At 44.7% G+C, this 26966-nt stretch carries 22 protein-coding genes; 8 read left to right on the forward strand and 14 right to left on the reverse strand.

Annotation, left to right across the window (positions count from 1 at the left end; all coding sequences use genetic code 11):
- Positions 1 to 59 precede the first annotated feature (59 nt).
- Positions 60 to 551 (forward strand): DUF2798 domain-containing protein, encoded by a 492-nt coding sequence (locus tag L1D60_RS08685; RefSeq protein WP_239840723.1) that lies wholly within the window; start codon positions 60 to 62, stop codon positions 549 to 551.
- Positions 552 to 614: 63 nt separating this feature from the next.
- Complete coding sequence (locus L1D60_RS08690) at positions 615 to 914, forward strand: DUF3861 domain-containing protein (RefSeq protein ID WP_239840724.1); 300 nt, start codon at positions 615 to 617, stop codon at positions 912 to 914.
- Between the two features lie 64 nt (positions 915 to 978).
- Here the strand turns inward: L1D60_RS08690 and L1D60_RS08695 are convergent, their stop codons facing one another.
- Positions 979 to 1806, reverse strand: a complete 828-nt coding sequence (locus L1D60_RS08695) for a DUF2797 domain-containing protein (protein WP_239840725.1) — start codon at positions 1804 to 1806, stop codon at positions 979 to 981.
- 279 nt (positions 1807 to 2085) lie between these two features.
- On the opposite strand from L1D60_RS08695, the gene L1D60_RS08700 reads away from it, so the two are divergent.
- Entirely contained in the window at positions 2086 to 3381 is a 1296-nt protein-coding gene (locus tag L1D60_RS08700; protein WP_239840726.1) for a GGDEF domain-containing protein, read from the forward strand.
- A 195-nt stretch (positions 3382 to 3576) separates the two neighbouring features.
- On the opposite strand, the gene L1D60_RS08705 is transcribed toward L1D60_RS08700, so the two are convergent.
- The 3 genes from L1D60_RS08705 to L1D60_RS08715 all read right to left on the reverse strand — a co-directional run bounded on the left by L1D60_RS08705 (position 3577) and on the right by L1D60_RS08715 (position 7709).
- On the reverse strand, positions 3577 to 4947 hold the full coding sequence (locus L1D60_RS08705; protein ID WP_239840727.1) for a DASS family sodium-coupled anion symporter: 1371 nt from the start codon (positions 4945 to 4947) through the stop codon (positions 3577 to 3579).
- A gap of 198 nt (positions 4948 to 5145) precedes the next feature.
- Positions 5146 to 5874, reverse strand: a complete 729-nt coding sequence (locus L1D60_RS08710; RefSeq protein WP_239840728.1) for an ElyC/SanA/YdcF family protein — start codon at positions 5872 to 5874, stop codon at positions 5146 to 5148.
- Between the two features lie 146 nt (positions 5875 to 6020).
- Positions 6021 to 7709: an NAD-dependent malic enzyme gene (locus L1D60_RS08715; protein ID WP_239840729.1), complete on the reverse strand. Its 1689-nt coding sequence runs from the start codon at positions 7707 to 7709 to the stop codon at positions 6021 to 6023.
- A gap of 185 nt (positions 7710 to 7894) precedes the next feature.
- On the opposite strand from L1D60_RS08715, the gene L1D60_RS08720 reads away from it, so the two are divergent.
- Positions 7895 to 10285 (forward strand): helicase-related protein, encoded by a 2391-nt coding sequence (locus L1D60_RS08720; protein WP_239840730.1) that lies wholly within the window; start codon positions 7895 to 7897, stop codon positions 10283 to 10285.
- A 206-nt stretch (positions 10286 to 10491) separates the two neighbouring features.
- Positions 10492 to 10869 (forward strand): transporter, encoded by a 378-nt coding sequence (locus L1D60_RS08725; RefSeq protein WP_239840731.1) that lies wholly within the window; start codon positions 10492 to 10494, stop codon positions 10867 to 10869.
- Between the two features lie 154 nt (positions 10870 to 11023).
- Here the strand turns inward: L1D60_RS08725 and L1D60_RS08730 are convergent, their stop codons facing one another.
- The 7 genes from L1D60_RS08730 to L1D60_RS08760 form a co-directional block, all read right to left on the reverse strand.
- The gene (locus L1D60_RS08730; protein WP_239840732.1) at positions 11024 to 12127 is read right to left on the reverse strand and encodes a phosphoribosylaminoimidazolesuccinocarboxamide synthase; all 1104 of its coding nucleotides are present in this window, start codon (positions 12125 to 12127) and stop codon (positions 11024 to 11026) included.
- Positions 12128 to 12375: 248 nt separating this feature from the next.
- Positions 12376 to 12798 carry a SulA-like leucine-rich domain-containing protein gene (locus tag L1D60_RS08735; RefSeq protein ID WP_239840733.1) on the reverse strand — a complete coding sequence of 141 codons (423 nt, stop codon included), beginning with the start codon at positions 12796 to 12798 and terminating at the stop codon, positions 12376 to 12378.
- Between the two features lie 422 nt (positions 12799 to 13220).
- Positions 13221 to 13409: a hypothetical protein gene (locus L1D60_RS08740; RefSeq protein WP_032549228.1), complete on the reverse strand. Its 189-nt coding sequence runs from the start codon at positions 13407 to 13409 to the stop codon at positions 13221 to 13223.
- A gap of 165 nt (positions 13410 to 13574) precedes the next feature.
- Positions 13575 to 14609 (reverse strand): hypothetical protein, encoded by a 1035-nt coding sequence (locus tag L1D60_RS08745; RefSeq protein WP_239840734.1) that lies wholly within the window; start codon positions 14607 to 14609, stop codon positions 13575 to 13577.
- 63 nt (positions 14610 to 14672) lie between these two features.
- Positions 14673 to 15341 carry an OmpA family protein gene (locus L1D60_RS08750; RefSeq protein WP_239840735.1) on the reverse strand — a complete coding sequence of 223 codons (669 nt, stop codon included), beginning with the start codon at positions 15339 to 15341 and terminating at the stop codon, positions 14673 to 14675.
- Positions 15342 to 15459: 118 nt separating this feature from the next.
- The gene (locus L1D60_RS08755) at positions 15460 to 16149 is read right to left on the reverse strand and encodes a DUF2786 domain-containing protein (RefSeq protein ID WP_032549226.1); all 690 of its coding nucleotides are present in this window, start codon (positions 16147 to 16149) and stop codon (positions 15460 to 15462) included.
- Positions 16150 to 16327: 178 nt separating this feature from the next.
- The gene (locus tag L1D60_RS08760) at positions 16328 to 17011 is read right to left on the reverse strand and encodes a DUF3334 family protein (protein WP_239840736.1); all 684 of its coding nucleotides are present in this window, start codon (positions 17009 to 17011) and stop codon (positions 16328 to 16330) included.
- Positions 17012 to 17231: 220 nt separating this feature from the next.
- Here L1D60_RS08760 and L1D60_RS08765 point away from each other — a divergent pair, with 220 nt between their 5' ends.
- The 3 genes from L1D60_RS08765 (at position 17232) to L1D60_RS08775 (ending at position 22529) form a co-directional block, all read left to right on the forward strand.
- Positions 17232 to 20267 carry an FAD-binding and (Fe-S)-binding domain-containing protein gene (locus L1D60_RS08765; protein WP_239840737.1) on the forward strand — a complete coding sequence of 1012 codons (3036 nt, stop codon included), beginning with the start codon at positions 17232 to 17234 and terminating at the stop codon, positions 20265 to 20267.
- Positions 20268 to 20328: 61 nt separating this feature from the next.
- Positions 20329 to 20790: an isoprenylcysteine carboxylmethyltransferase family protein gene (locus L1D60_RS08770; RefSeq protein WP_239840738.1), complete on the forward strand. Its 462-nt coding sequence runs from the start codon at positions 20329 to 20331 to the stop codon at positions 20788 to 20790.
- Between the two features lie 137 nt (positions 20791 to 20927).
- Positions 20928 to 22529: a trypsin-like serine protease gene (locus L1D60_RS08775; RefSeq protein ID WP_239840739.1), complete on the forward strand. Its 1602-nt coding sequence runs from the start codon at positions 20928 to 20930 to the stop codon at positions 22527 to 22529.
- 161 nt (positions 22530 to 22690) lie between these two features.
- On the opposite strand, the gene L1D60_RS08780 is transcribed toward L1D60_RS08775, so the two are convergent.
- The 3 genes from L1D60_RS08780 to hutU all read right to left on the reverse strand — a co-directional run bounded on the left by L1D60_RS08780 (position 22691) and on the right by hutU (position 26924).
- A complete protein-coding gene (locus L1D60_RS08780) occupies positions 22691 to 23416 on the reverse strand; it encodes a DUF3581 domain-containing protein (RefSeq protein WP_150872164.1) in 726 nt (241 codons plus the stop codon).
- A 266-nt stretch (positions 23417 to 23682) separates the two neighbouring features.
- Positions 23683 to 25215, reverse strand: a complete 1533-nt coding sequence (hutH, locus tag L1D60_RS08785; RefSeq protein WP_239840740.1) for a histidine ammonia-lyase — start codon at positions 25213 to 25215, stop codon at positions 23683 to 23685.
- A 14-nt stretch (positions 25216 to 25229) separates the two neighbouring features.
- Positions 25230 to 26924 (reverse strand): urocanate hydratase, encoded by a 1695-nt coding sequence (gene hutU, locus L1D60_RS08790; protein ID WP_239840741.1) that lies wholly within the window; start codon positions 26922 to 26924, stop codon positions 25230 to 25232.
- Positions 26925 to 26966: the final 42 nt, after the last annotated feature.

Here is a 26966-nt window from a genome sequence, read left to right on the forward strand (position 1 = left end):
TTAAACTATAGTTGACATTATCAACTTAATTCAAAGCTAATTCAAGACTGGAGAAGAGAATGACTGTACAAGCTGTGATGAATGAATCAGTAATCAAGCCACAGAAAACGCCGCTTATCCAAAAAGTCTTGGTTATGTTGGGCATGGTTAGCCTAATGGGTGGCACGATCACCGGAACAATGACGTACCTTAACCTAGGTTTTACGGAGACTTTCTTTGCCGATTGGGCAACTAACTTTTTTACCGCACTAGTTACAGTGATCCCAATGGGTTTCACCTTGATGGCGCTGTTAACCAAAGGCGCACAAAAGCTACTTCCTAATATGGCAGCAAAAGCGAGAGACGCGCTTGTTGGCATCATTATGGCGCTAGTAATGGAATCGGGGATGGCGCTAACAAGTGCGTATCACAATGTGGGGTTGAGCAATCGCACTGACTTTATAGAAGCATGGATGAATGGAGTACTAGGAGCATTGCCTGTGGCGTTAGTGCTCATGATAACGGTGTCGATGACGATTAAGCCGAAGGTGGAGAAGTTCCTAAAGAGCTAACCCAAATCATCGTCATTTCCTAACGTTATTAACGACCAACTTAAATGCATTAGAGGCCATAAAATGATTCCTACAATTCGCAAAGATAAACAGTACCGCATCACAATTGAAGAAGTCGGTGTCGAACAAGCAAGAACACTAGAGTTTGATTACCAAGATCGTGAAGACCTATTCAACGTTGTCGACAGTTTGAAAAAGGGCAGTGGGCTTGAACCTGAAATGGCAACGAAAGTGGCGGTAGCTCTTCGTTTGCTTGGCCCTGTGATGATGAAAGACCGCAAGCATCCTCTGTTTTTGGATTTCATGCCGCATTTTAAAACGTTCATGCAGAACCTTAAAAGCACTGTCAAAGAGAGGCTCTAAGTAGGCTGAGCTCTTAAAAATAACGGCGCAATATAGCGCCGTTATTTTTATCTAAATTGAAGCATTACTCAGCAGACACTTCTACTTCGTAAGAGCCAAATTTGCGAATGTTGATTACACCCGTATCAAGGATAAGGTATTGGCCTTTAATGCCTTGCAGTACACCCGCTACTTCTGGATTCTTATCGAAGTTATGTGACGTTATCTTCACAGGATGTTGCTCAACTGGGTAGCTAAGTGGCGTGATGTTTTCATTAAGAACTTCAATTGCGTCATCACCAAATTGAGCTTTGATTTCCTGAATCTTGTCTTCCACAAGAGGCAGCAACTCTTTCGCGCGCTCAACCAATTCGATGTCATCACCATCGCCTTTTAATAGGGTACGCCAGTTGGTTTTATCTGCGATGTGCTTTGCCAGTTCAACTTCAATCAGACCTGAGATCTGACGAGTCTTCACTTTTAAGATAGGCAAGCCTTGAGTGGCACCTTGATCAATCCAACGTGTTGGGATCTGAGTATGACGAGTAATACCCACTTTAAGGCTTGAGGTATTTGATAGGTACACGAAGTGATCAACCATGCAGTTCTCTTCGCCCCATTGAGGCTCACGACAGGTGCCTTGATCGTAGTGACAAGTTTCTGGTTTCATGATGCACATATCGCAGCTTGCTAGCTTCTTCATACATACAAAGCAGTGGCCTTGTGAGTAGCTTTTCTTGGTTTTCTTACCGCAAGAGCAGCAGAAGATGTTGCCTGTGTGCGTGAGGTTAATGGTTTTGCCAATCAAAGGGTTAAGTTCTACAAACTCTTCGCCGACCGGTAGATGATACGTAACCGTACCATCAAGAGAAGCACTCATCTTTTTGAGTGTTCCTTTCGCTAATAAAGACATGACATTACTCGTGCGTTTTTGATTATATTTTGCGATCTAGCCGTAGCCTTTGCCGCATTGATTATTTAGTCAGTATACCAAATACAGATACTCTAAGTACGTAATATTGATGATTGATAAGGCGTTCGAACTTTTATTGAGCACTCTCTAAATTATAGTATGACATTTTGAAAAGCCGTGCTATAACGATGGAAAGCGAGGTATGAGCGTTTGGCATAGTTCGCAGAGTCTTGTTTGTACAAAACGCCGATTGTGCGCGTAAGATTGGAAACATAATCAGTGAAATGGATACATAAGGTTGTCATATTTTTGGTTGTGGCGACTTTGGCAATTGTTCAGCTATATCAAGTGAGCGGCAATCGGGTCATCACGGAAATTACCCCAAATAAGTTTGAATTTATCGCAACCAGCGATAAGGTCGATAATGGCGTCAGTACTTCGGTTTTGAGTTTCAAAGACGGCCATTATGTTTTGGATTGTGAATTAATAAAGTCTGAATACCCTTGGCCTTATTGCGGGCTGTCTATCAAAATCAACTCTGATCCAACTATCGGGATCGACCTGTCTCAATATCATACTTTTCGAGTCAATATCGACTACCACACCAGTGAAGAGTCTAGTGGTCGATTGAGAACTTACTTACGCAATTATAACCCTGCTTATTCAACGCCAGATGATGAATACTCCTTTAAATACAATGGAATGGAGTTCCAGCCAGGTGTTGACGGTGGTGTTATTGAAATCCCAATCGCAAACTTACAAGTGATGACATGGTGGCTTGCAGATAATGATATTGCCATGGAACACTCTGCTCCTGAATACTCAAACGTGAACTTTGTTGAATTCGCCACTGGCTCAGGCGCGAAACTTGGTAAACATCAGATTGTTATTAAGAGCATCGAATTCGAAGGCTCTTACTTCAGTGCGGAAAGTTTGTTTCTTATCTTGCTGTTTGTTTGGGTAGGAACAGGGACTGTTTTCTTAATATCGGAGTTACATAACTCGCGCAAGCGAATGGTGATTGCAGAAAAGCGTCATGCACACCTAAAGAACGTCAATAAATCTCTTCGTGAACAGAATTTTGAATTTTCAGAGCTTGCCAATCGTGATGAGCTAACTGGAACACTGAATCGTCACGCTGTCCGTGATTGGCTTAAAGCGCAATCTCAAGACGTAAAGCAGGGCTATGGTGTGTTTAGTATGCTCTATTTCGATATTGACCACTTCAAGTCGGTGAACGATCAGTACGGCCATCAAATGGGTGACCACATACTGCGCGAGTTTTCTATGGTGGTGGGGAGTCTAATTAGCTCAACCGACAAGTTGGTGCGATGGGGAGGGGAAGAGTTCATTGTTTTTTGCCCAGAAACGTCCATTGTGGAAGCACAAGCCAAGGCGGAGAAAATCCGAAACATCGTGAGTCAGCATCTATGGATTCATGGCGATCCTCTAACCTGCAGTATTGGTGTTGCTCAAATGAAGCAGGAACGGATGACAGAAACCATCGCTAGAGCAGACGAAGCGCTCTATCAGGCGAAGCATTCAGGCAGAAACCAAGTGGTGGTGAGTCAATAGTAGATTAGAGTTCGAAGGTCTACGTTTCTGTATCGAAAGAGAGCTTTAAGAAAAAAAGGTGGCGCGTGAGGCCACCAAAGGGAAAGTATGCCTGTGTTGTTGTTAGTAGGTGCCAGGCTATGATTACACTCTTGATTATTGAAACGGGTTGTTAGGGGGAATCACAACCCGTTTTTGTGGAGCAAGGAGTGTTGATTACCAGAAGATCCACGCGAATAGTGTTAGTGCCATAATACATACAATGTTAAGCACCATACCGATACGCATCATCTCTTTCTGCTTGATGTGGCCAGAGCCAAATACAATAGCGTTTGGTGGTGTCGCAACAGGAAGCATGAAGGCACACGACGCTGCTACAGCAATCAGTGCAGACAAGATAACTGGTGACATACCTAGTGCTTCAGCAATCGTTGCGAATACAGGAACCAGCAGCGCTGCACTTGCGGTGTTACTTGCGAATTCTGTTAGGAATACCACGAAAGCAACAACCGCTAAGATAGTCAGAAGCACGCCAGCCTGCTCTAGGAAACCACTTAGAGAGTGAGCTAGGAAAACACTGGTGCCCGTCGCTTTAAGAATGTTACTTAGACAGATACCGCCACCAAATAGGATCAATACGCCCCAGTCAGTTGTTTTCTCAACGTCTTTCCACTCTACTGCGCGAGATGCACCAAGCAGGACGATAGCGCCAATAGCAACCAGGCTATCGAACTTCGAGAAACCACCGATCATTGCGTTGATTGGTTTGCCGAAAATCCACAAAGTAACCGTTAGTAAGAAGATCGATAGAGTGATTTTTTTGCTGTTTGTCCACTCAACTGGCTTATGGTCTAGCTCAAAAGTGTGGTTCAGCTGTGGTTTAGTCATCGCGTATAGAATAACCATCGCAATAGGTAGAAGAATCAAAGAGATAGGAAGACCTAGCGCCATCCACTCTGTAAAGCTTAAGCCAACTTCTGCCGCTGCGATTGCGTTTGGTGGGCTACCTACTAGCGTTGCGATACCACCGATTGACGCACAGTAAGCGATACCAAGTAGAACGAATACATAAGTATTGCGGTCTTCACGTTGGTCGACTTTGTTCATAACACCCAAAACCAGAGGTAGCATCATTGCTGTCGTTGCGGTGTTTGAAATCCACATTGATAGACCTGCACTCACACCGAATAGCATGAAGATCGCAACCGACATTTTACCCTTAGCGATAAGAAGTACTTTATCGGCGATCGCTTTGTCGAGCTCTTGCTTGTTTAATGCCGCTGCTAATGCAAACCCACCTAGAAAAAGAAAGATAATTGGGTTGGAGAAGTTTGCCAGTGCCGCAGGGGTATTAAAGACACCAAATACAACAGCGAGCAACGGAACAAGCAGTGCCGTGATGCTGACGTGAATCGCCTCTGTAAGCCAAAGTACGGCAACAAAGATCAAAATACTTAGACCAGTGTTGACCTGCGATTCGAAGGGTAGGGTATTAATCAAGGTCGCAAACAACAAGAAATTCCCGATTAGGATCATGCTGTTGCGGGTGAACAACCAGTGTTTCAGTGTAGTAACAAGTGCCGTCATATGGCGCTCCTTTTGTTTCACCTCAGTTATTAGGTGCGCCTATTTTTTTATGTGGCGCTTATTGTGTTTGAGGTGTTTGACTTGATGTAGGGTCAGACTTTGTTGACAGAATGTTACTCAAGTTAATAAAGGAGTGTTGGTGTGTTTTGTTCTTGGTGTAGCAAAGTGTGAGGCGACAAATCGAAAATGTGTAGATTTCTACACATCGGGTTGTGGATTACTGTTTTCAGGGGTTGCGCTAGGTTGAATCGGTTCTTTAGGGCCCAAGAATTTAGGTGCGGTACCTATGATGTAGAGGTCTAAAAATGCCTTGGTTCGTGCAAAAACTTCACGTAATCGAATAGAGAAACCTGAGTGTTTAGTTGGGCCTGAAACCGCTAAACACTGCGCGTGGATATCGTAAGAGCTCGCGATAAATAACGCCCGCTCACAGTGAAACTTTTGAGTGATGATTAAGAAGTTATCCGTATCAAAAATCTTTTTGGCGCGAACGATGGAGTCGAGTGTTCGGAAACCCGCGTAATCGAGATTGATACGCTCTTCAGGTACACCGGCTTTAAGAAGGTCACGTTTCATGGTCCAAGGCTCGTTATAAGAGCGATGTGCGTTATCACCACTCAGTAGAAACTGATTTATGGTGCCTTGATTATACAGTTCGATAGCGGCATCGATTCGGTGTTTATAGTATTCATTCAGAGTACGACCTAGGTACTTACTGGTTCCTAAAACAACCGCCACTTCACGTTGTGGAACGTCGTCAATCTGCGTAATGATGCGCCCTTTAGCTTGCCAAGAAACCCAGTAATCAATACCAATAACCGATGCCGCCCCAATCAATACAATGATGAACAGGGAGAACAGGATGGTGTGGATTTTTTTGCTCGCCTTCTTAAAAAGAGCGGTCAAATTTGAAGAACTGAATTTCACTCGAGGTAGGGTCCTTGCGCCTGAGCATCATTAACGAATTGTCGATAGTAACAAAAATATCTTATAAAAATGAACGATTAACTGATGTCGAAATGAAAAAAAAGCCCCTGCTAGGCAGAGGCTTTAGAGACAGTCGTTAATCTGGCTTAGAAAGCAGTACGCTTATAGCGGCGGTACACTGGCTGCCAGAAGTGCTGGTCGATAGCTTGTTGTAGCGCTTCTTCTGTAATTTCTAGCGCAACACCTTGCTCGATCGCTTTCTTACCAACGGCAAAAGCAATCTTCTTAGATACAGTGTGGATCTCTTCCAATGGTGGTAGAAGAGCACCAGAGCCATTGATTGCTAGTGGAGAACAAGTCGCTAGGGCACGGCTTGATTCCATCAACATTTCGTCGGTAATACGAGAAGCGTTAACCGCTAGAACACCAAGACCGATACCCGGGAAGATGTAGCTGTTGTTACATTGTGCGATTGGGTAAGTTGTGCCTTTGTGAGTCACTGGCTCGAACGGACTACCTGTTGCAACAAGTGCTTGGCCTTCTGTCCAACGAATGATGTCGTTTGGCGTCGCTTCAACACGGCTTGTTGGGTTAGATAGAGGGAACACGATTGGGCGTTCACAGTGAAGGTTCATCTCTTGGATAACTTCTTTACTGAACAGACCCGGCGCGCCCGAAACACCCACAAGTACTGTAGGTTTCGCGTTACGTACAACATCCAATAGTGAGAAACCAGTACCTTCTGTTTCCCAACCTTCAGTGTTCTTATTGGTTTGAACTAGACGTTGTTGGAAGTCCAGTAGGTTTGGCATGCCTTCTTGTAGCAGACCCCAACGGTCAACCATGTAAACTTGTGAGCGAGCTTGCTCGTCGCTGATGCCTTCAGACACCATTTGAGCGATGATCGCTTCTGCGATACCACAGCCTGCAGAGCCTGCACCTAAGAATGTCACGCGTTGCTCAGATAGTTTGCTGCCCGCAGCTTTACATGCCGCCAATAGTGAACCAACGGTTACTGCAGCTGTACCTTGAATATCATCGTTGAAACAACAGATGCGGTTTTTGTAGCGCTCAAGTAGTGGCATTGCGTTCTTCTGAGCGAAATCCTCAAATTGAACTAATGCATCTGGCCAACGACGTTGAACGGCTTGAATGAACTCTTCAACAAATGCGTCGTAATCCGCACCTGTAATACGAGGATGACGCCAACCCATGTACATTGGGTCTGCTAGACGTTGCGGGTTGTTGGTACCAACATCAAGAACGATAGGTAGCATGTAAGCTGGGCTGATGCCGCCACATGCTGTGTATAGAGAAAGCTTACCAATTGGAATACCCATACCACCGATACCTTGGTCTCCCAAACCAAGAATACGCTCACCGTCCGTTACCACGATTACTTTTACATTGTGGTTAGTCGCATTGTTCAGTAGGTCATCGATACGATCGCGGTTCGGGTAAGAGATAAACAGACCACGACCACGACGGTAGATGTTAGAAAAGTTTTCACATGCCGCACCTACTGTTGGTGTGTAGATGATTGGCATCATTTCAGAGATATGATTCTGAACTAAACGATAGAAGAGTGTTTCGTTAGTATCTTGGATGTTGCGCAGGTAAATGTGCTTATCCATGTCGCTTTCGAAGTTGCAGTACTGCTTGTAAGCACGACCAACTTGCTCTTGAATCGTTTCTGTATTTTCAGGCAGAAGGCCTTCTAAGTTAAAAGAAGAACGCTCTTCAGCGGTGAATGCACTGCCTTTATTTAGAAGAGGAGTACTTAGTAGCGCAGGGCCTGAATATGGGATGTACAGAGGACGTTTGTCGTTGTTCATTGGAAGCCTAATATGGGAGAAAGAAAAACGGAAAAAATGATAACGGTTTAGTTATTCAATTGTAAACTGTTTATCCCCTATATAACCAAACAAAATGACGATCTCACTGCTTTGCCACACTTCTCGAATATCGAGCCAAGATTTAGGTATACTTAGCTCACATTTTTCATCTATTGACACCTTTTATGTCTCTACTACCCATCGATTCTTATCAACATGCACTTCATGAACTCCTCCCATCAAGCCACCTCGTTGTAGAAGCCGAAACCGGCTCTGGTAAGTCGACGCGTTTACCGGTTTGGGCAGCAAAACATGGTCGAGTATTAGTGATAGAGCCAAGACGTATTGCGTGTACTTCGCTGGCTGAGTTCTTAGCGACGTCATCAGGTAAGCCACTTGGAGAAGAGGTGGGTTATGCAATTAAGCTCGAAGCTAAGTACAACGAATCGACTCAGGTGACATTTGTTACCCCGGGTGTTGCGTTGCGCTGGTTAGTAGAAGATGGGTTGAAGACGTTCGATATTGTAGTGGTTGATGAATTTCATGAGCGTCGCTGGGATATTGATTTGTTGGTTGCGATCTTAAAAGCGCGTAGCCAACATCGACTAGTCGTAACGTCGGCGACAATCGAAGGTGCGAAGCTTGCGCACTATCTCAATGCAAAGCGCATCACTTGTGAAGGTCGAAACTACCATGTCGCTATTGAGCATCGAGCGTCAGACTCTCGTCATTTACCAGATAGTCGTAATATAGAGCGACGCGTTGCTGATGAAGTGAAGCTACAGTTAGAAGCGTGCAGTGGCGATATTCTTGTTTTCCTGCCGGGTAAAAAAGAGATTCTACAAACTGCTCAGACACTGAACGCCATAGACGGGATTGACGTATGCCCGCTTTATGCATCGGTTTCAGATGGCGAACGTAATCGCGCATTGTCGGATATCCCGCTAGATACACCACAGCGAAAAACCAAAGTGATTCTGGCAACCAACGTGGCCGAGACCTCCTTGACTATTCCGAACATTGCAGTAGTGATTGATTCTGGTTTGGAGCGAAGAACGGTTCAGCGTAATGGTAGAACGACTCTGACATTGAAGGCTATATCACAAGCCAGTGCGAAACAGCGAGCAGGGCGTGCGGGGCGCGTTATGGACGGTAAGTGTGTTCGTCTATTCGGTGAGCATGCTGCACTTGAGCTCGTGACGCCACCTGAGATGCAACGTGAAGAGTTGATTGAGCCGATGTTAGCGGCGGCTTGCTGTCAGATGAGGTTTGAAGATTTAGACCTATTAGATGAGTTACCGGAAAAGTCACTGTTAAAAGCTAAGCAGACTTTGCTTTTGATGGAAGCGATAGATAGTGAAGGGAAGGCGACAGAACATGGTAAACGCATGTATCCGTTACCTATCGATGCCTTGCATGCAGATATCGTGACCCGAATTAAGGCCAAAGCGCTTAAAGAAGCGATGATTGATCTTACCGCAGCACTCTCCGTGCCTGCTCGGCTTTATCAGCTACCGAATAACCCAGAACAGTTAGATGCTCTGTTCAAAGAAGATAAAGAGGGCTGCGATCTTACGCTATTAATCGGTGTCGTCCGTGGTAAAGAATACCCTCATCTTGTAATCGATAAGCAAGCATTGTTAGAAGCTCAAGGTTTAGCTGAGCAGATGCGCGTGCTGTTTGAGTTACCTCAACTGGAAGTCGCGTCTCGATATAATAGGGTCGATTTACTCAAAGAGATTTTACGCCTGCACCCAGAGCTTGCATTTGTTCGTAGAACTAAGCGGCGAGAGGCATTTGCCAATGGGGAGCTCGAAGTCATGTTAGGTAGAGAAAATCGAGTTCCAGACAGCAGTGAAGCTCTGCTCGTCCTTGATACCTATAGTTTACCCGGGCGAGGCGTAAAACAGACGTTGACGTTAGCCACGACGGTGGCTCCGATTCCAATTCAGTTGCTTGTCGAACAAGAGTTGGGCGAGTGGCAACAAGGAGAAACCGTTGTAGAAGGATCATCAGATAACGCTGGTCAGGTATTCACAACCATGTCATTGATTTACGCAGGCCGCGTGATTGATACCAAATTGATTGAGGCTCAAGGTCAGCTTTCACTTAAACCTGTCATTGATATGGTTCTTAATGACCAATATTTGGAAGGATTTGCGAGACAGAGAACTCAAGAGATCAAGCATTGGCAACTGTATGTGCGAATGGGGCTGAGTGAAAGTCACGAGTACTCACGAGAAATCGAAGCGCTCAACTTTGTCGATTGGTTTGCAGCGCAGCTAGAAGAGTTGGGCGTGAGTCAAGTGGATGAGTTAGAGATGTTTGATGCAGAAGATATCCCATTTGATGGTATTCCATATTGGGAGTACGCGGAGTTTGCAGAAAAATACCCATTTCATTTACTATTGGCCAACCTCCAGCTCGATGTCGAATATCTTCCTCAGAGAAAGCTAGTGTATGTTCATTATTCAAGCGGTGGACGCAAAACTCCGCCCAAGCGCTGGGAGCTGCCCGTTTGGTCAGGTTGGCGTATCCAGTACAAGAAAGCGAGCCGAGTTTTGGACGTAAAATAAGACGAATTACTTCAATTTGTAAAATATTAATCAAATAGACGCATATATGAGTTTTCAGTGCGTCTTTTGTTACAAAATTGATTTTTATATGCCTTTTTAACCAATCAAAAGGTCATAAAAGACCATTCTTCTATATCCTATTGCTATAAAGAAAGAGTTAGTAGATATTAAAAGTATATTGTGTTGCCAATGTGTCGGGGGACATCATGGATAAACAAAAAGAAACCTGTGTAGAATTTGATTACACAAACTTTCTTGGCGCGTCATGCGACAAAAAATGGACTTTTCTAGAAGCACTCACCACATTTGCCCCTGTGTTCGGTACGGTTTGGAAAGATAGCATCAAAGATCTGGCGACTCCGGAAGATCGTTTATGGGAAAAAGCACTCAAGTCGCTCTCTACGCGAAAGAGTGATGAGTCGAACATCGTGACATTACTGAAGTTGGCAAAGTTGGAAGGCATTAATGAACTAAAAGTAGTCATGCCGTACTCGTTGGAGGATGAACAGATCGAGTATATCGAATCACGAAGCCACTTGGTGATCACGGGAAGCTCAGCGGAAGAGTTCACAATAAAGTTATAGATAGCGAGGCGTTGTACCAACCAAAGTGAGTATTATCTCGACGCCAAGTTGAATAACAACAAAGGGCCGCTTATCAACTTCGTTAATCGATTTACTGATTAATAAAGTGATAAGCGGCCCTTTGAGTAACAGACCTTATTGATAAAAAGGAGTGTTAGTCGATTAGGTCGTACTTAGCACGTAAGATGTCAACGATCTCTTGCTTAGGATTATCGCTCAACTCAATTTTGCTACCTGTAATCTTTTCAGCAATATCAAGGTAGGTACGAGACAGTGACATTAACGCATCAAGCGGCAGTTCGTTATCACGAGCTAACGCTTCACGTTCAGGCATGCGCTCTTTGTTAAGTAGAATGTCAGCATCTGGGAAGTGGTTCAGCAAGAACTGGCGGAAGCCTTCTTTGGAGTTCTCGACGATGTTGCCTTTGTTGTACTCTTCGGTATCCCAAATACGTGATGAATCTGGCGTGCCAACTTCATCCATGTAGATGAGTTTTTCATTACCTTGAGCATCGTTGACGTAACCAAACTCAAACTTGGTATCAACGAAGGTTTGATCAACCTTGTTCAATGCTTCACTAATCACGCCAAAGCCTTCTTTTAGTAGCTTTTCGTAGTGAGCAATATCGCTCTCTTTTGTGAAGTTAAATGCTGCGAAGTTCTGCTCGATGTTCTGACGAGTGATGTTGACATCATCTGCTTCTGGTACGCCAGGAATGCCCTTAAGAATACCCTTAGTCGATGGTGTTATCAGTAGCTCTGGAAGCTTCTTGTCTTTCTCTAGTCCTTCTGGCATTTCGATGCCACAGAACTCGCGTTCACCATTTGCGTATGCACGCCACATTGAACCAGTAATGTATTGGCGACAAATCGCTTCAATCATCACAGGACGTGCTTTTTGTACAATCCAAACGAATGGGTGAGGGATATCTAGAATGTGACTGTCAGCCAGACCGTTATCTTTAAACAGCTTAAACCAGTGGTTAGAGATAGCGTTGAGTGCAGCGCCTTTACCAGGAACACCTTTTAAGCCGCCTTTGCCATGCCAAATACAGTCAAACGCAGAGATACGGTCACTAATAACCATGATTGCTAACGGCGCATCAGGTGCGACATCGTAGCCTTTCTCTTTAATTAGTCTTTGACTATCTTCTTCGGTTAACCAGTAAACTGAGCGAACTTTGCCACTATGGACAGGTTTATCAGTACGGATGGGTAGATCATCATTTACGGCTAGAACTTGATCAGCGAGGCTCATTTAGACATTCCTATCTTTTATCAAACGTCATACAGAGAAGTGCATAACACACTCGATTAGGTGGGCATTATACCCAATCTAAATTCTGCTTCCAGAGAAAAAGCAAACGTTTGCCTATTTCTTTTTAATCCGCTGTTTCTTTTCTATCCGCTATATTCTTTGCGCTTACTCGTTCTTTACAAAAAATAAAACCCCGCTCAATGCTGTCGTTGGTTTCGACAGAAAAGAGCGGGGTAGGCAGTGTTCGATTAGTGAATGTGATGAGTAGTGCTGGACTCAACAAAGAAGACTTCACATTGATATTGAATAGCGAGCTCACGTAAGTACTGTTGACCAAATGCATCGATCTGGTTACTCGCGACAATTGCACTGGCGTTTCGAGAGCGAATCGCTTTCTCTACCGTCTCCATTTCGCTCATTTGACGAGAAGGCTTCATATGAATGATGCGCTCACAACAAATATTGAACTGAGAGAGTTCTTTTGCCGAAGGGCGAGGGGTTTGTGCTGTGAATAGCAACCATTGCTCTTGATTGGACAGCAAAGCCATACGCGCTAGCAAGTCGGCTTGATGGCGAGATTGATTAGAGCTTTGCGGCAGATGCGATGCCGCAGAAAATGCGCATTGAACTAGCGGGCTAGAGTGTTGTGCTTTTACGTGAGCTGGAATCATTTTGCTGTCCTTATATACATGCTGTATGTGTATACAGTAGTTTTTGTGGTGCATAAGATCAAGCAATTTTTTGGGGGAATTATGTACAGAAAACCTGATTTTAATTGATACTTACAGTTAAGATATTGTTTTTGTTTGTGTTTTTAAATTTGAATGAAATCGCAAAATTTCTCATGATTAGGAAGGTTTGAGATCTACAGCACTGTTTCTATACAGGTTTATACAGTGGTTTTCTAAAAGTACTGTATAGGGGAGAAAGTGGGTTTAGATAGACCGGGGATTCTAAGTAACGGGTGTTTTGAAGGGGAAAGGAGATTATTGCTAATCGCTTGTCGAATAAAAAGTGGTTAGGTAGGCGTTATTCGTGGCGATCAAAAAAGCGCCTCGATTGGCGCTTTTTTACTTCCGTGTTGAGGTAACTATTATCTTCTTGTTGCCTCGGAGAGTTTTGCTCTCATTTCCATTTCGCCGATATTGAACTGGCGAACGTCCATGGTTGCAATGTCATTGCATTCTTCACATGAACAATGAGACTTACCATCAAGGTAGTCATGTTTTTTTACTAGGCTTGGCTTTTTACACCAATCACATACGCCTTCAATTGTGAACATATTCTCTCCTCACCTGTATCGTCAGGTGTATTTTCGGCGTGGATTATGACACAAGTAGGACTAAAAAGTTAATTGTTTGTTACCTGTTTTTGAGAGGGAGATCGTTTGCGACACCAATAAAAATGGGTTTCCGTGCACTAAGTCGTTCCTGCTAGATTTTATTTGTTACGTTTTGGTAACATTTTGTAAAATTGTTTTCAGGGCAGCATTCAGTCTTTTCATCTCTTCATCACTTCCTTGGCCATCGGGGTGATAGATTTTAGACAGTTGCTTATAACGAATTTTGATCTGTTTTTGTTCAGGGATGGCCGAGCTTTTATACCCAAATACAGCACACGCCAATTGTAGGTTATGGTTACTCTTGCTGTTTTGGCGCTTCTTCAACTCCTTATAGAGTGTCGCGATTTGGTGTTTTTGTTGTGATAGTTGGATATCTTTAAGTTTGATCTGTTCTCGGCTGATATCTTCAGTCTTGGTTTGAGTACCTTTACGAAGCTTTGCGATTAGAAAGCCAGAGAAGCCAATCAGTAGCATGATAACAATCGCCAAGCCGATGATTATGTTCTGAGAAACTTTGTTTTCTTGATCGGATTGAAGCGTGGCTTGTGAGGGTAGTGTAGTGGTTACGATAGACGAAGCGGGTGCTTGAGTTGTCGTTTGCTCACTATATTGTTCATCAAGCGCCTTAAATGATGAGACTTGCTCGGAGCGGCGCTTATTAAATTGTGCTTGCAGAACTCGCTCATAAGCCTGTTGTGCTTGAGGCAGCTGGGAGCTGGCTAAGCGGTACCAAAGTTCTGCTTGGTCAAGTGCATCAAATGACCCTGTTTCTAGCTCGTAGAGCTCTCCCAACTTGTATGCGGCGTGAGAATTACCTTCTATAGCCAGTTGCGTATACCAAAGTGCAGCTGCATTGATGTCCTTTTGAGTACCTTGTCCCTTGACTAGCATATCAGCGGTTTGCAGTTGAGCTTGTTGGTGACCTTGCTCTGCGGCACGCGAAAACCAATAGAAGGCTTCCTCTTCGTTTCTGATGCTAGATTCAGCCAAGTAGCTATCCGCTAAACGAAATTCGTCTTCTGAATTGCCTAGGTTGGCTTTCTCTTGAAGCTGAATAAGCTCTTGCTGTGTAATCTCTGCAAATGACTGGGGGCTAAAAAGACAAAAAAGTAGGGGGATTAAAGGGAGCTTATGCAACATACATCCATCTTTCTCGGTTGTTCCTATAAAAAAGCCCAGCGATTTGGCTGGGCTTAATCGAGATTATTTCAGCGGTAGAATTTGAATCTCTACGCGGCGGTTACATGCTCGACCTTGAGATGTACCGTTGTCACAGATTGGGTAGCGTTCACCGTTACCACGAGCAATTGCACGGCCTGCAGCAACATCTTGAGAGATCAAGAATGCACGTACAGATTCAGCACGACGCTCAGATAGGATTTGGTTAGTAGACTCGCTACCTGTGCTATCAGTGTGGCCATCGATCACTAGGCTTGTGTCTGGGTATTCAACTAGGATACGCGCAACGCCACGCAATGTGTTGTGAATACTTGACTCAAGAGCGTAAGAGCCAGATTCAAAACCGATGCCGTTCTCTAGGCGAAGTAGCAGTTGGTTTTCGCCAACACGCTCTACTTGAACACCTGAATTCAGTAGTTCTTGACGTAAAGCTGCTTCTTGCTGGTCGAAGTAGTAGCCAATACCACCACCGACAGCCGCGCCACCTGCTGCACCAATCAGTGCACGCTTACGACGATCTTTAGAGTCATCACCCGTTGCAGCGCCCGCTACGGCACCAGCGATAGCACCAATAAGTGCACCTTGTGTCGCAGAGTTTGTTTCAGTTTCACCCGTTGTTGCGTTTTGACGCTGAGTCGCCTGACAGCCAGTTAGAGCGATAGTCAGCGCAAGTGCTAATGTGATTTTTTTCAACGTGTTGTCTCCATGTTGTACTTCAGTCATAACAGTCGATGTGTATGACAAACATATTGTTCTGTATATCCGTCGAAGGAAATATTTATCAGCGATTTACTGTTAAGTAAAGCCGGTATTAGGATTTGGTAATCCGTTTTGCTGCCTGAGCACCCGCTACAGGGCGGTTTACAGACAGCTTACGACCTTTCTTTAAGCCTACTTCATAATCAGCAGTGAGATTCTTCATTGCTTCTTTCAGTTGCTGCTTAAAAGTTTCGCGGTCGATGTTTTTAAACTCTTTATCAATATAGTTGTTAATTTTGTTATTTGACTCGTCATCGGGTGTGATCGTAGGTAGTTTTTCAAGCGCACCCTCAACCCAGCCAGAAACAAATGAGTTTACTCGGCGCGTCACTTCCGTCGAACTGGTTCCAGAACCTGCGAAACTGTTACGGAATTGGCCAGTATGCTCATTCATTTCACGATAGATGATGTCGAAGGCGAAAGCTGCGAAAATTGCACGATCCGCTTCACCGATGAATTCAGCGCGTTTAAGACCTTTGTGGTTAAGTAGAACGGCTTCTACTCCAAATTTAGTATTGATACCACGGATGACACGCAAAAGAGTCGAGCTAATGTTAGCCGGAAGCAGATGTGTTGATTGAGTTTTCCCCATCTTGATGAATTCAATATCGTCCTTCTCGAGGCCGTATTTGAGCATCAAGTTATGCGCCATTTTGATTGCGTTAGCGGCTTCGTTAACGTTGGCTGAGTTTCCAAGCTCTAGGCACTTGGCAATTTTTTTGAGGGCTCTTTTCTTATCCATCGACTGACTTAATCATTACCACATTTTTTTAAAAGTCCGACATTTTACCCGTTTTAGCGAGTAACAGAAAGTAAAACTCGTGTCAGTAATTGGAAGGGGAAGTATGGATTTGGGGGATAGAAACGAAAAACACCATCAAATGTATGATGGTGTTTAGTGTATGAAAATGACATTTCGCTTAGATGCCTAGCTCGTCAAGTAGGTCTGCGGCTGCGTCGTTGTCAGACGGTTTGTTGTCTGATTTTTCATCGTTCATTTTCTTTTGAGTTGCTTCTAAGATGCTGTCTGGGCATTCGTCTTCAGAAATTTCAAATTCCTCAAGCTGAATAAACTCAGTTTTGTCCATCGCCAGCTCTAGGTAGAAAATGTTGTTCTTTTCAGTAGAGAATGTAACACGGCGCGCTTGTGGGCGATCTAGGTTGGTGTCGACAGACAGGTTAACTTGTTTGTTCAGCGCCAGCATTTTAGGTTGGTTCTGAGTAATATTGGTTTGCAGCTCTTTGCGTACTTTGTTGGTGAAATCGCCAACCAGTTGGTTCATTAGTTCACCCAAAACATCGCCCACTTCATCAGAGGTGTGCAGTACAGCAAGCTCATCTTCTGGCATGCCCATGTTGCGCATGTAGTTGGTGTAGATCTCTAGAGCCGCTTTTGAAGTGAAGTTGATAACAACTAGGCCAGAAAAACCGCCGTCGAATAGAACAAAACAACCAAAATCTGGCTTAAGGCTGGTCTTACTGATCTTTTGGACCATCGCTGAGTATTGAACAGAAGAAGCTGTTGCAGAAGTCAGTACACTCGATACCGATTGGCATAGTTTTAGAAGAATGTCTTCCGTTGTGACTGTTTTATTTTTTCTCATTATATTGTGCTCATGGGTATCTTTAACAAAATGATATCCAGTATGTTACTACTGAAAGAATAGAAAAGTGACTATTATTGCATTCTTGCATTGAGATTCTTATTTGATCACCTTTTTATATGAACTTATTAGTAGTAAAGTGACGAAATTCAAAGAAAATTATTAAAATTCTAATTTAACCCATTGCTGATAGGATCAGCGAAGTAGGGGCAGGAAGCAAATGTTACCAAGACTTCAACTCAATGCTGATGTCGATCCAGTTGTTGTTCGCTTTTTAGAAGAGTTAAAAGCGGCCGGTTTTACTGGTGACATCGAATCTCATTATTCAAGCCGTTTAGCCGTCGCGACCGATAACAGTGTTTATCAACAGCTGCCACAGGCGGTGGTACTCCCTAAAACCACTCACGATGTTTCATTAGTCGGAAAAATCAGCGCGAAATCCACGTATGAAAGGGTAACCTTTTCCCCTCGTGGTGGCGGCACTGGTACTAATGGTCAATCTTTGACGAAAGGTGTGGTTGTTGACCTCTCCCGTTACATGAATCAAGTGATTGAGATAAATGAGAAGGAGGGTTGGGTTCGTGTTCAAGCCGGTATCGTTAAAGATCAGCTAAACGATGCAGTTCGCCCTTATGGCTATTTCTTCTCTCCAGACCTTTCAACCAGTAACCGCGCCACCCTAGGCGGCATGATTAATACGGATGCTTCAGGTCAAGGTTCATTGAAGTACGGCAAAACTTCCGACCACGTATTGTCACTGGAAGCGGTGTTTGCCGACGGTTCTGTTCTGGAATCTGATCTTTCAAATGGGTTACCTAACGTTGGCGAGTTCGCACATGAAGCGTTAGAGGTAACGGAATCTGTTTGTCGTGAAAAGCGCCAACAAATCCTAGTAAAATTCCCACCATTGAACCGTTTTCTTACTGGTTACGACCTAAAGAACGCGTTGAATGAAGAAAACGATCGTTTTGATATCACTCGCGTGCTGTGTGGTGCTGAAGGGTCATTGGCTTTTATTACGGAAGCTAAGCTAAATCTGACTCCTATTCCAAAAGCACGAACACTGGTCAACGTGAAGTACAATTCGTTTGACTCTGCATTGCGTAATGCACCGTTTATGGTGGAAGCGAATGCTCTATCTGTCGAAACCGTTGACTCACGTGTATTGAATCTCGCTAAGCAAGATATTGTCTGGCACACAGTAAGTGACTTGCTGACCGATGTGCCGAATAAAGAGATGCTCGGCATTAATATGGTTGAGTTTGCAGGTCAAGATGAAGCTGAAGTAGAAGCGCAAGTCAGCGCCTTAACCGAACGCTTGAGTCAAATGCTTGAAGCGGAAGAAGCCGGCATCATCGGATTTCAGGTGTGCAGCGATTTAGCGAGTATCGGTCGTATCTATAACATGCGTAAAAAAGCTGTAGGCCTACTTGGCGCAGCAAAAGGGCGCGCTAAGCCGGTCGCGTTCGCTGAAGATACTTGTGTGCCGCCTGAAAACTTGGCTGACTTTATTGCTGAGTTCCGCGAATTGCTTGATGCTAAATCTCTCAACTATGGCATGTTTGGTCACGTTGATGCGGGTGTTCTACACGTGCGTCCAGCGCTGGATCTTTGCGATCCGCAGCAAGAAGCTTTAATGCACGAAGTTTCTGACGAGGTTGTTAAGCTGGTTGCCAAATATGGCGGCCTGATGTGGGGGGAGCACGGCAAGGGCTTCCGCTCTGAGTACGGACCTGATTTCTTTGGTCAGGAGCTGTTCACAGAGCTTCGTCGAGTTAAGGCGGCATTTGACCCACATAACAAGATGAACCCAGGCAAGATCTGTACCCCGCTGGATAGTGACGCAGAGCTGGTTAAAGTTACCGACACTAAGCGCGGTTACTACGACCGTCAGATTGACGTACAAGTCCGTGATAGCTTCAAGCAAGCGATGGAATGTAACGGTAACGGCTTATGCTTTAATTACGACACAAGCTCACCGATGTGTCCATCAATGAAGGTGACGGCGGACCGTCGCCATTCTCCGAAGGGTCGAGCGGGCTTAGTGCGTGAGTGGTTACGCCAGTTAACTGAACAAGGTGTCGATATTCTAGATTTGGAGCAGCAAGCTCTTAACGATTCAACACCTGTGAAAACGATGATTGAGCGTGTTCGTAACTCTCTGAACAAGCGTCATGAATACGACTTCTCTCATGAAGTGCACGAAGCGATGAATGGCTGTCTTGCCTGTAAAGCGTGTGCGAGCCAGTGTCCGATTAAAGTTGACGTTCCGAGCTTCCGTTCTCGTTTCTTAAACATTTACTACTCTCGTTACCAACGCCCAGCCAAAGACTACTTGGTGGCAAACATTGAAACTATGTTGCCGTTAATGGCCAAAGCGCCAAAAGTTGTCAATGCCGCTCTGTCTCAAAAGTGGGTGCAAAGCGCGACAGCAAAGACCGTGGGTTATGTTGATGCGCCTCTCATGTCAGTGCCTACGCTCGATAAGCGACTGGCTGAGAAGCAGCTCAAGGCGTTCGACTTGCAGTATTTGGAAGGTTTGTCGAATGAACAAAAACAACAACACGTTCTGATTGTTCAAGACCCATTTACCAGTTACTACGATGCAGAAGTAGTTGAAGACTTTGTTTCCCTACTTATCAAGCTTGGGAAAACACCAGTCGTTCTACCATTCAAACCGAATGGTAAGGCTCAGCATATTAAGGGCTTCCTAAGTAAGTTTGCTAAGAACGCTAAATCGACTGCAGATTTCCTATCACTTATCGCTGATATCGGTATCCCGCTGGTGGGTGTCGATCCTGCTTTGGTTCTCTGTTACCGAGATGAGTACTTAGAAGTGTTAGGTGATAAGCGTGGTGATTTTGATGTACTCACGGTACATGAGTGGATGCTGCCACGTCTTGAGGAGTTTACTGCTCGTGAATCTAACCAAGAGATGTGGTATCTGTTCGCTCACTGTACTGAAAAGACCAAAATGCCAAACGCAGAGAAAGAGTGGGGTGCAATATTTGCTCACTTTGGTGCCGGGTTAACTACGGTGCCTGTTGGGTGTTGTGGTATGGCCGGCACCTTTGGTCATGAAGTCGATAAGTTGCAGATGTCGAAAGATATCTATGGACTGAGTTGGAAGCCACAAATTCAAGATCTTCCTAAAGATCGATGCCTAGCAACAGGGTATTCTTGTAGAAGTCAGGTTAAGCGTTTTGAAGGTGAGAAACTTGCTCACCCACTGCAAGCGCTTGAAAAATTGATATAAATAATGAAGCCCAGTAAGTCACTGGGCTTTTTAATATCTTCAATATCGCATAAGGAAGGCTATGAAGTTCTTGGAATTAAAAATCCCACCGCTCGCGCTGTTTGTTGTGATCTTACTGTTGTCATACTGGCTCGCTAACAGCCTGACATTCGCTTCGTTTTCTTTCCCTTACTCGCAAGTCATATCAGCATTAGGTATTTTGGTTAGCGGCATTATTGGCGTTTCTGCCGTCTGGGAGTTCAAAAAACGCAAAACCACAGTCAACCCAATCAAAGTCGACAATGCTTCACTGGTTGTTGACTCGGGCATCTTTGGGTACAGCCGAAATCCAATGTACCTTGCGCTTTTCATCTTGATATTTTGCTTCGGATATTACCTGCAAAACCTGCTCAGCGTATCCCTTAGCTTCTTGTTCGTTATTTACATGAACCGCTTTCAAATCTTTCCTGAAGAACGAGCATTGGAATCGCTGTTTGGTGCCGAATACGTTGATTACAAACAGAAAGTTCGCCGTTGGATTTAAGTAGACTTGTCTTGTAAATGAGAATGGCTCTCATATTTCGTTGCATATCACAAATATAATAAACTTCGATACCATATGGTTTATTTATAAATTAGCCTGCGACCATTATCGAAAAGTAATAAAGGTTAGGTAAAAATATGAAACAGGCTAAGTTGCTGTCCGCTGTTATTGGATTGGCATGTTTGTCTTCGACGTCAACGTTCGCTGACGTTTCTTCTCGAATCATTAATGGTGAGCAGGCTGCTACGGATAGTTGGCCATTCATGACTGCATTGGTCTCAAAAAATGTTGATGCTTACAATGGCCAATTTTGTGGTGCGAGCTTTATTGGCAAGCGCTATGTATTAACGGCTGCACACTGTGTTGAAACGATCAGTGCTGAAGATCTTGATGTTGTAATTGGTGTATCTGATTTAGCGGCAAGTGACGTTGAAGACCATCGCTATGCCGTTAAAAATATTTATATGCATCAAAACTACGCTGATAAAGGCGTTAGCAATGATATTGCTGTATTGGAGCTAACCAAAGTACCGCAAGAAAATACTATAGCACTTGTTGATCGTTACGAGCGCAATCGTCTACCAGATGGTCAGTCGTTAACTGTGATGGGGTGGGGAAACCAAAATGCATCAGGCGGTTACTCGTCATCTAGCAAGCTGTATCAAGTAGATGTTCCACTTGTTAACCAATCTGTTTGTAAAAACGCAGGTGGCAAAGATAGTGGTTACAGCGATATTGGTGATGATGCCTTTTGTGCAGGCTTGCCACAAGGAGGCAAAGACTCTTGTCAAGGTGACAGCGGTGGCCCAATTGTTGTTAAGACGAACAACTCCTATGAACAACTTGGGATTGTGAGTTGGGGTGTTGGATGTGCTCAAGCAGATGCCTATGGGGTCTATACCAACATAAGCCACTTTGAATCTTGGATCGCTGATAGAACGAGAGGCTTTAGTTATCGTGCAAATGAGTATCTAGGTATGCGTACTCCAGGGGAGGTTACCCACACCTTTGAATTCAGCAACTACAGTGATCAGGTCGTTACTGTTTCTAATTTTACACCGCTATTTGATTCAGTAATCACTAACAATACTTGTAGTAACGTTGCCATCGGTGAGACCTGCCAAATTGAGGTAACAAAAGACATTCAAACTATGGGCGATAATTCATTTGGTGTTCAGGTGAGCACTAACCTAGCCGGTTCTGAAACTGTGACGAGTAATGTCAAAGTGATAGGAGCGCGTCAATTGAATCAGCCCGCATTGGATCTTATCGATATCCCTAACAGTGGGGTATTGAGCACTGAAGCGTGGGAAGTAGATGGAAGTAAGATTGTATCACCAGATTTAAGTAACAGTGAAACAGCTCAAGTCAGTATTCATGGGATTCCTAAAGGTACTGTAACGTTAGATGTTAGTGTTTCATCAGAGCAAGACGCAGATGTCATGTATGTTTATATCAATGGCTATTTATACTATAAGGCTTCGGGTTCTAAGTCCGAATCTATTCCGCTAGCGTTAGTTCGAGAAACGAATAACAGTATTAAGATCGCCTATGCAAAAAATGCCAGTATTTCTATGGGCCAAGACCAAATTAAGTTTGGCAACCTTAGGTATACCGACAAGATTATGATATCGAAATCCAATGGCACCCAAGTCGCTAAGTCCGGCGGTGGTGGCTCATTTGGTTGGCACTGGCTGCTAATGTTGGCAGGCGTTGGTTTACTAAGAAAGCGCCACTAATTTCCTAATGTTTTGATTTAAAGAGCTTCACAGTGTGAAGCTCTTTTTGTTTAAATCTTATACGTAGTTTATCAAATCGCAGACATTAAAAAGCCCAGCTTATCTCAAGCTGGGCTTTATAATTTTTGCTATCGCTTTGAACTATCGGGGTGTTTGAGCGATTAAGCGGCTGCAGCGAACTGTGCTAGAAACATATCTTTGCGCTCGTTAAAGCGGTTTACTAGGTCGTCAACTGACGCTTGGTCGTATGGCTTAAGGCCACTTGCCACCATGCGCTTCACGCCTTTACCAACTACTTCGCCATCTTCTTTAAAATCGAAGTTAAGAGTTACAACACCACGCTTGCCTTCAACATCGAATGTTGCGCCAGAGAACTCAACTTCTGGGTGAGTTAGGTCGATACGAGAGAACTCTACTTCCATGCTTTCATAGATAACCAGTGGACGCTGGCAGTTGATCATCATTTGTTGCTCTTCCATAAGAGGAACCATGATGTGCGGGAAGTTCATGCCAGAAAACTGAACGTAGTTAGTTACGACATGCTCGATGAATGCTTGATCTTGGCTTGTTTCACCTTCACATGTCATGTGTAGGTACTCTTTGCCTTTTTCATCAACAACAGCACTTTCTTTATCGCATTTGTTTTCTACATCTAGTGCGATACCATCGCTTACCATGCCTGAAAAATCAAAACGCATCTTTTGGCTAATGCCTTGCTTTTGCAGTAAAACAGCAAACAGCAGGTCGCCAGGTACACAGAAGCGTTTGTTATCTTCATCGTGAATTGGGTTGAAATCACCAGCTACCTTTTTTGCGAAGTGGCTAGCTTGTTCACGAGTGAATTGAAATTTGTTTTCTTCAGTAGAAACGTATGGTGTCAGAAACATAATACCACTATTCATTATCAAAACTGCTGCGATTATAACGGACTAATTCAAATCTAATGGTCTATCCAGTTAGTGACTGTGTTCATATGCTACAGAATGGTAATGAAGGTGTTATGTGATCTTGGTTGCTATATTTGTGTCGCAAATGATAGGAGTGTTTTGTGGAGACAAGCTGTTATATGGGGATGGCTGCACTCCATCTTTGAGCGATGAAGTGCAGATTTAGTCGATTAAGTAGAGATATTTCTAACTTAGAAGATTGTTCCTTAGAAGCTGCATAGAATACCGTCAGGCATTAGATGGTTGTGTACCGACAGCTTAAGCAGCAAGTTAGCTTGTTCGATGTCTGGCGCGAAATAGCGGTCTTTGTCGTAGAAGCTCACTTTCTCTCGTAGGATTTGCTTCGCTTCTTCTACTTTAGCTGAAGACTTGTTTGGCGCTCGGAAATCGAGTCCTTGCGCTGCTGATAAGTATTCAACCGCTAGAATGCCACGAGTATTTTCAGCCATATCACGCAAGCGACGACCTGCGAATGTTGCCATAGAAACGTGGTCTTCTTGGTTTGCAGACGTTGGCAAGCTATCAACGGAAGCAGGGTGGGCAAGTGTTTTGTTTTCACTTGCGAGTGCTGCAGAAGTTACCTGAGCAATCATAAAGCCTGAATTTACACCGCCGTTGTCGACCAAGAATGGAGGCAGCTTGCTCAATGCACTGTCAATCAATAACGCCATGCGACGTTCAGACAAGCTACCAATTTCCGCGATCGCTAATGCCAAATTATCCGCTGCCATCGCAACAGGTTCAGCGTGGAAGTTACCACCTGAAATGATGTCGCCATCGTCAGAGAATACCAGTGGGTTATCCGATACGGAGTTTGCTTCGACTCTTAAAATATCGGCCGCATTACGGATTTGTTGTAAACACGCGCCCATCACTTGAGGTTGGCAACGCAGTGAATATGGGTCTTGAACCTTTTCACAGCAAGTATGAGATTCGCCAATTTCACTGGTTTGGTCGAGTAGATGACGATAAGCCAGTGCAGCGTCCATTTGACCACGGTGACCACGCACACGGTGGATACGAGGGTCGAATGGTCGACGGCTTCCAAGCGCGGCTTCTACTGACATCGCACCACATACTGTGGCAGAGGCGAATAGATCTTCTGCTGCAAACAAACCTTCTAGCGCAAATGCGGTAGATGCTTGAGTGCCGTTAAGCAGTGCTAGGCCTTCTTTTGGTGCTAGGGTAATTGGTTCAAGCCCTGCAATCTGCATCGCTTCTAAGCCAGTAATGATCTTGCCATTGTGACGAGCTTGACCTTCACCCAGTAGCACCGTACTCATATGAGCAAGTGGCGCTAAGTCACCTGATGCGCCTACCGAACCTTTTTGTGGTACGCAAGGGTAGACCTGCGCATTCACTAGGTCGATCAGTGCATTGATGACTTTAAGACGAATACCCGAATAGCCGCGCGACAGGCTGTTTATCTTCAGTACCATCATCAGACGAACGGTTTCGTCAGACATGAATTTGCCGATGCCCGCTGCATGAGAAAGCACGATACTTTTTTGCAGTACTTCTAGATCTTCAGGCGCGATTTTAGTGTTTGCGAGCAAGCCAAAACCGGTATTGATGCCATATACAGTGCGATCCTCGGCGATCACCTGCTCAACAACTTGAGTGCTTGCCTCGATGTCAGGAATTGCTTCAGGATCCAGCGATAGGTTCACTGGGCTGCGGCTGATTTTACGTAGCTCAGATAGGCCAAGTTGTCCTGGTTTCAGTAATAGGTTCAACATATCTTCTCTCACTCTTATAGCTTACGTAGTTCAGCGTTTAGCATCGGTAGGTCTAGTTTTTGGTCTTTCGCACACTGTTTAGCAATGTCGTAGCCTGCGTCTGCGTGTCGCATCACGCCTGTTGCTGGGTCGTTGTGTAGTACGCGAGCAATACGACGAGACGCATCATCACTACCATCACAACAGATCACCATACCTGAGTGTTGTGAGAAGCCCATGCCTACGCCACCGCCGTGGTGCAGAGATACCCAGGTCGCGCCGCCAGCTGTGTTGAGAAGAGCATTGAGTAGTGGCCAATCAGACACTGCATCTGAGCCATCCATCATGCTTTCTGTTTCACGGTTAGGGCTAGCTACTGAGCCTGAGTCTAGGTGGTCACGGCCAATAACAACTGGCGCTTTAAGCTCACCATTTTTAACCATTTCATTGAACGCTTGTCCTAGGCGCTCACGGTCTTTCAAGCCAACCCAACAGATACGAGCAGGTAGACCTTGAAACTGAATACGCTCGCGAGCCATGTCTAACCAGTTGTGAAGATGTGGATTGTCAGGAATCAGCTCTTTCACTTTCTGATCGGTTTTGTAGATGTCTTCTGGATCGCCAGACAGTGCTGCCCAACGGAATGGTCCCACGCCCTCGCAGAAGAGAGGACGAATATACTGAGGCACGAAGCCTGGGAAATCGAATGCGTTTTCTACGCCTTCTTCCAGTGCCATTTGACGGATGTTGTTACCGTAATCGACCGTTGCTGCGCCACGTGATTGCAGATCTAGCATCGCTTGTACTTGGATTGCCATAGATTGTTTGGCCGCTTTTACTACTTTCGCTTCATCGGCTAAACGCTCTTCCGCTGCTTTCTCCATTGACCAACCCTGAGGTAGGTAGCCGTTTAATGGGTCGTGAGCTGAGGTTTGGTCTGTTACTGCGTCTGGGGTGATGTTGCGTTCTACAAGCTCAGGGAATACATCGGCTGCGTTGCCAAGTAGACCAACCGAAACCGGTGTCTCAGATTCTGTAATGATCGCCATCGCTTCATCTAGGCTGGTGGCTTTTTTGTCTACGTAGCCAGTGCGCAGGCGGTAGTCGATACGAGATTCATCACACTCAACTGCAATCATCGAGAAACCTGCCATTGTCGCAGCAAGAGGTTGCGCGCCGCCCATGCCGCCAAGACCGCCGGTTAGAATCCAACGTCCTTTTGCGTCACCGTTGAAGTGCTGCTTAGCCATTGCGACAAAAGTTTCGTACGTACCCTGAACAATGCCTTGTGAGCCGATGTAGATCCAGCTACCTGCGGTCATTTGGCCGTACATCATCAAACCCTGTTTATCGAGCTCGTTGAAGTGCTCCCAGTTTGCCCAATGCGGAACAATGTTTGAGTTGGCAATCAATACACGCGGTGCGTCTTTGTGTGTTGGGAAAACGCCTACAGGCTTACCTGATTGAACTAATAGAGTTTGATCGTCTTCTAGACGCTCTAGCACTTCAACAATCGTATCGAAGCATTTCCAATCGCGAGCGGCGCGACCAATGCCACCGTATACAACCAGCGAGTGAGGATGTTCAGCTACATCTGGGTCTAGGTTGTTCATTAACATGCGTAATGGCGCTTCTGTCAGCCAAGACTTAGTACGCAGTGTCGTACCATGCGGAGCGCGAATCTCACGAGAGGTATCAAGGCGAGGATCGCTATTGTGATGTTCCGTCATGTTGGATTTCCTTATGTTCACGTTATCTTTTGTTTTTATTAA

Origin of the sequence: Vibrio sp. Isolate30 (genome assembly GCF_022397975.1) — a bacterium.
Lineage (GTDB): Bacteria > Pseudomonadota > Gammaproteobacteria > Enterobacterales > Vibrionaceae > Vibrio > Vibrio fortis.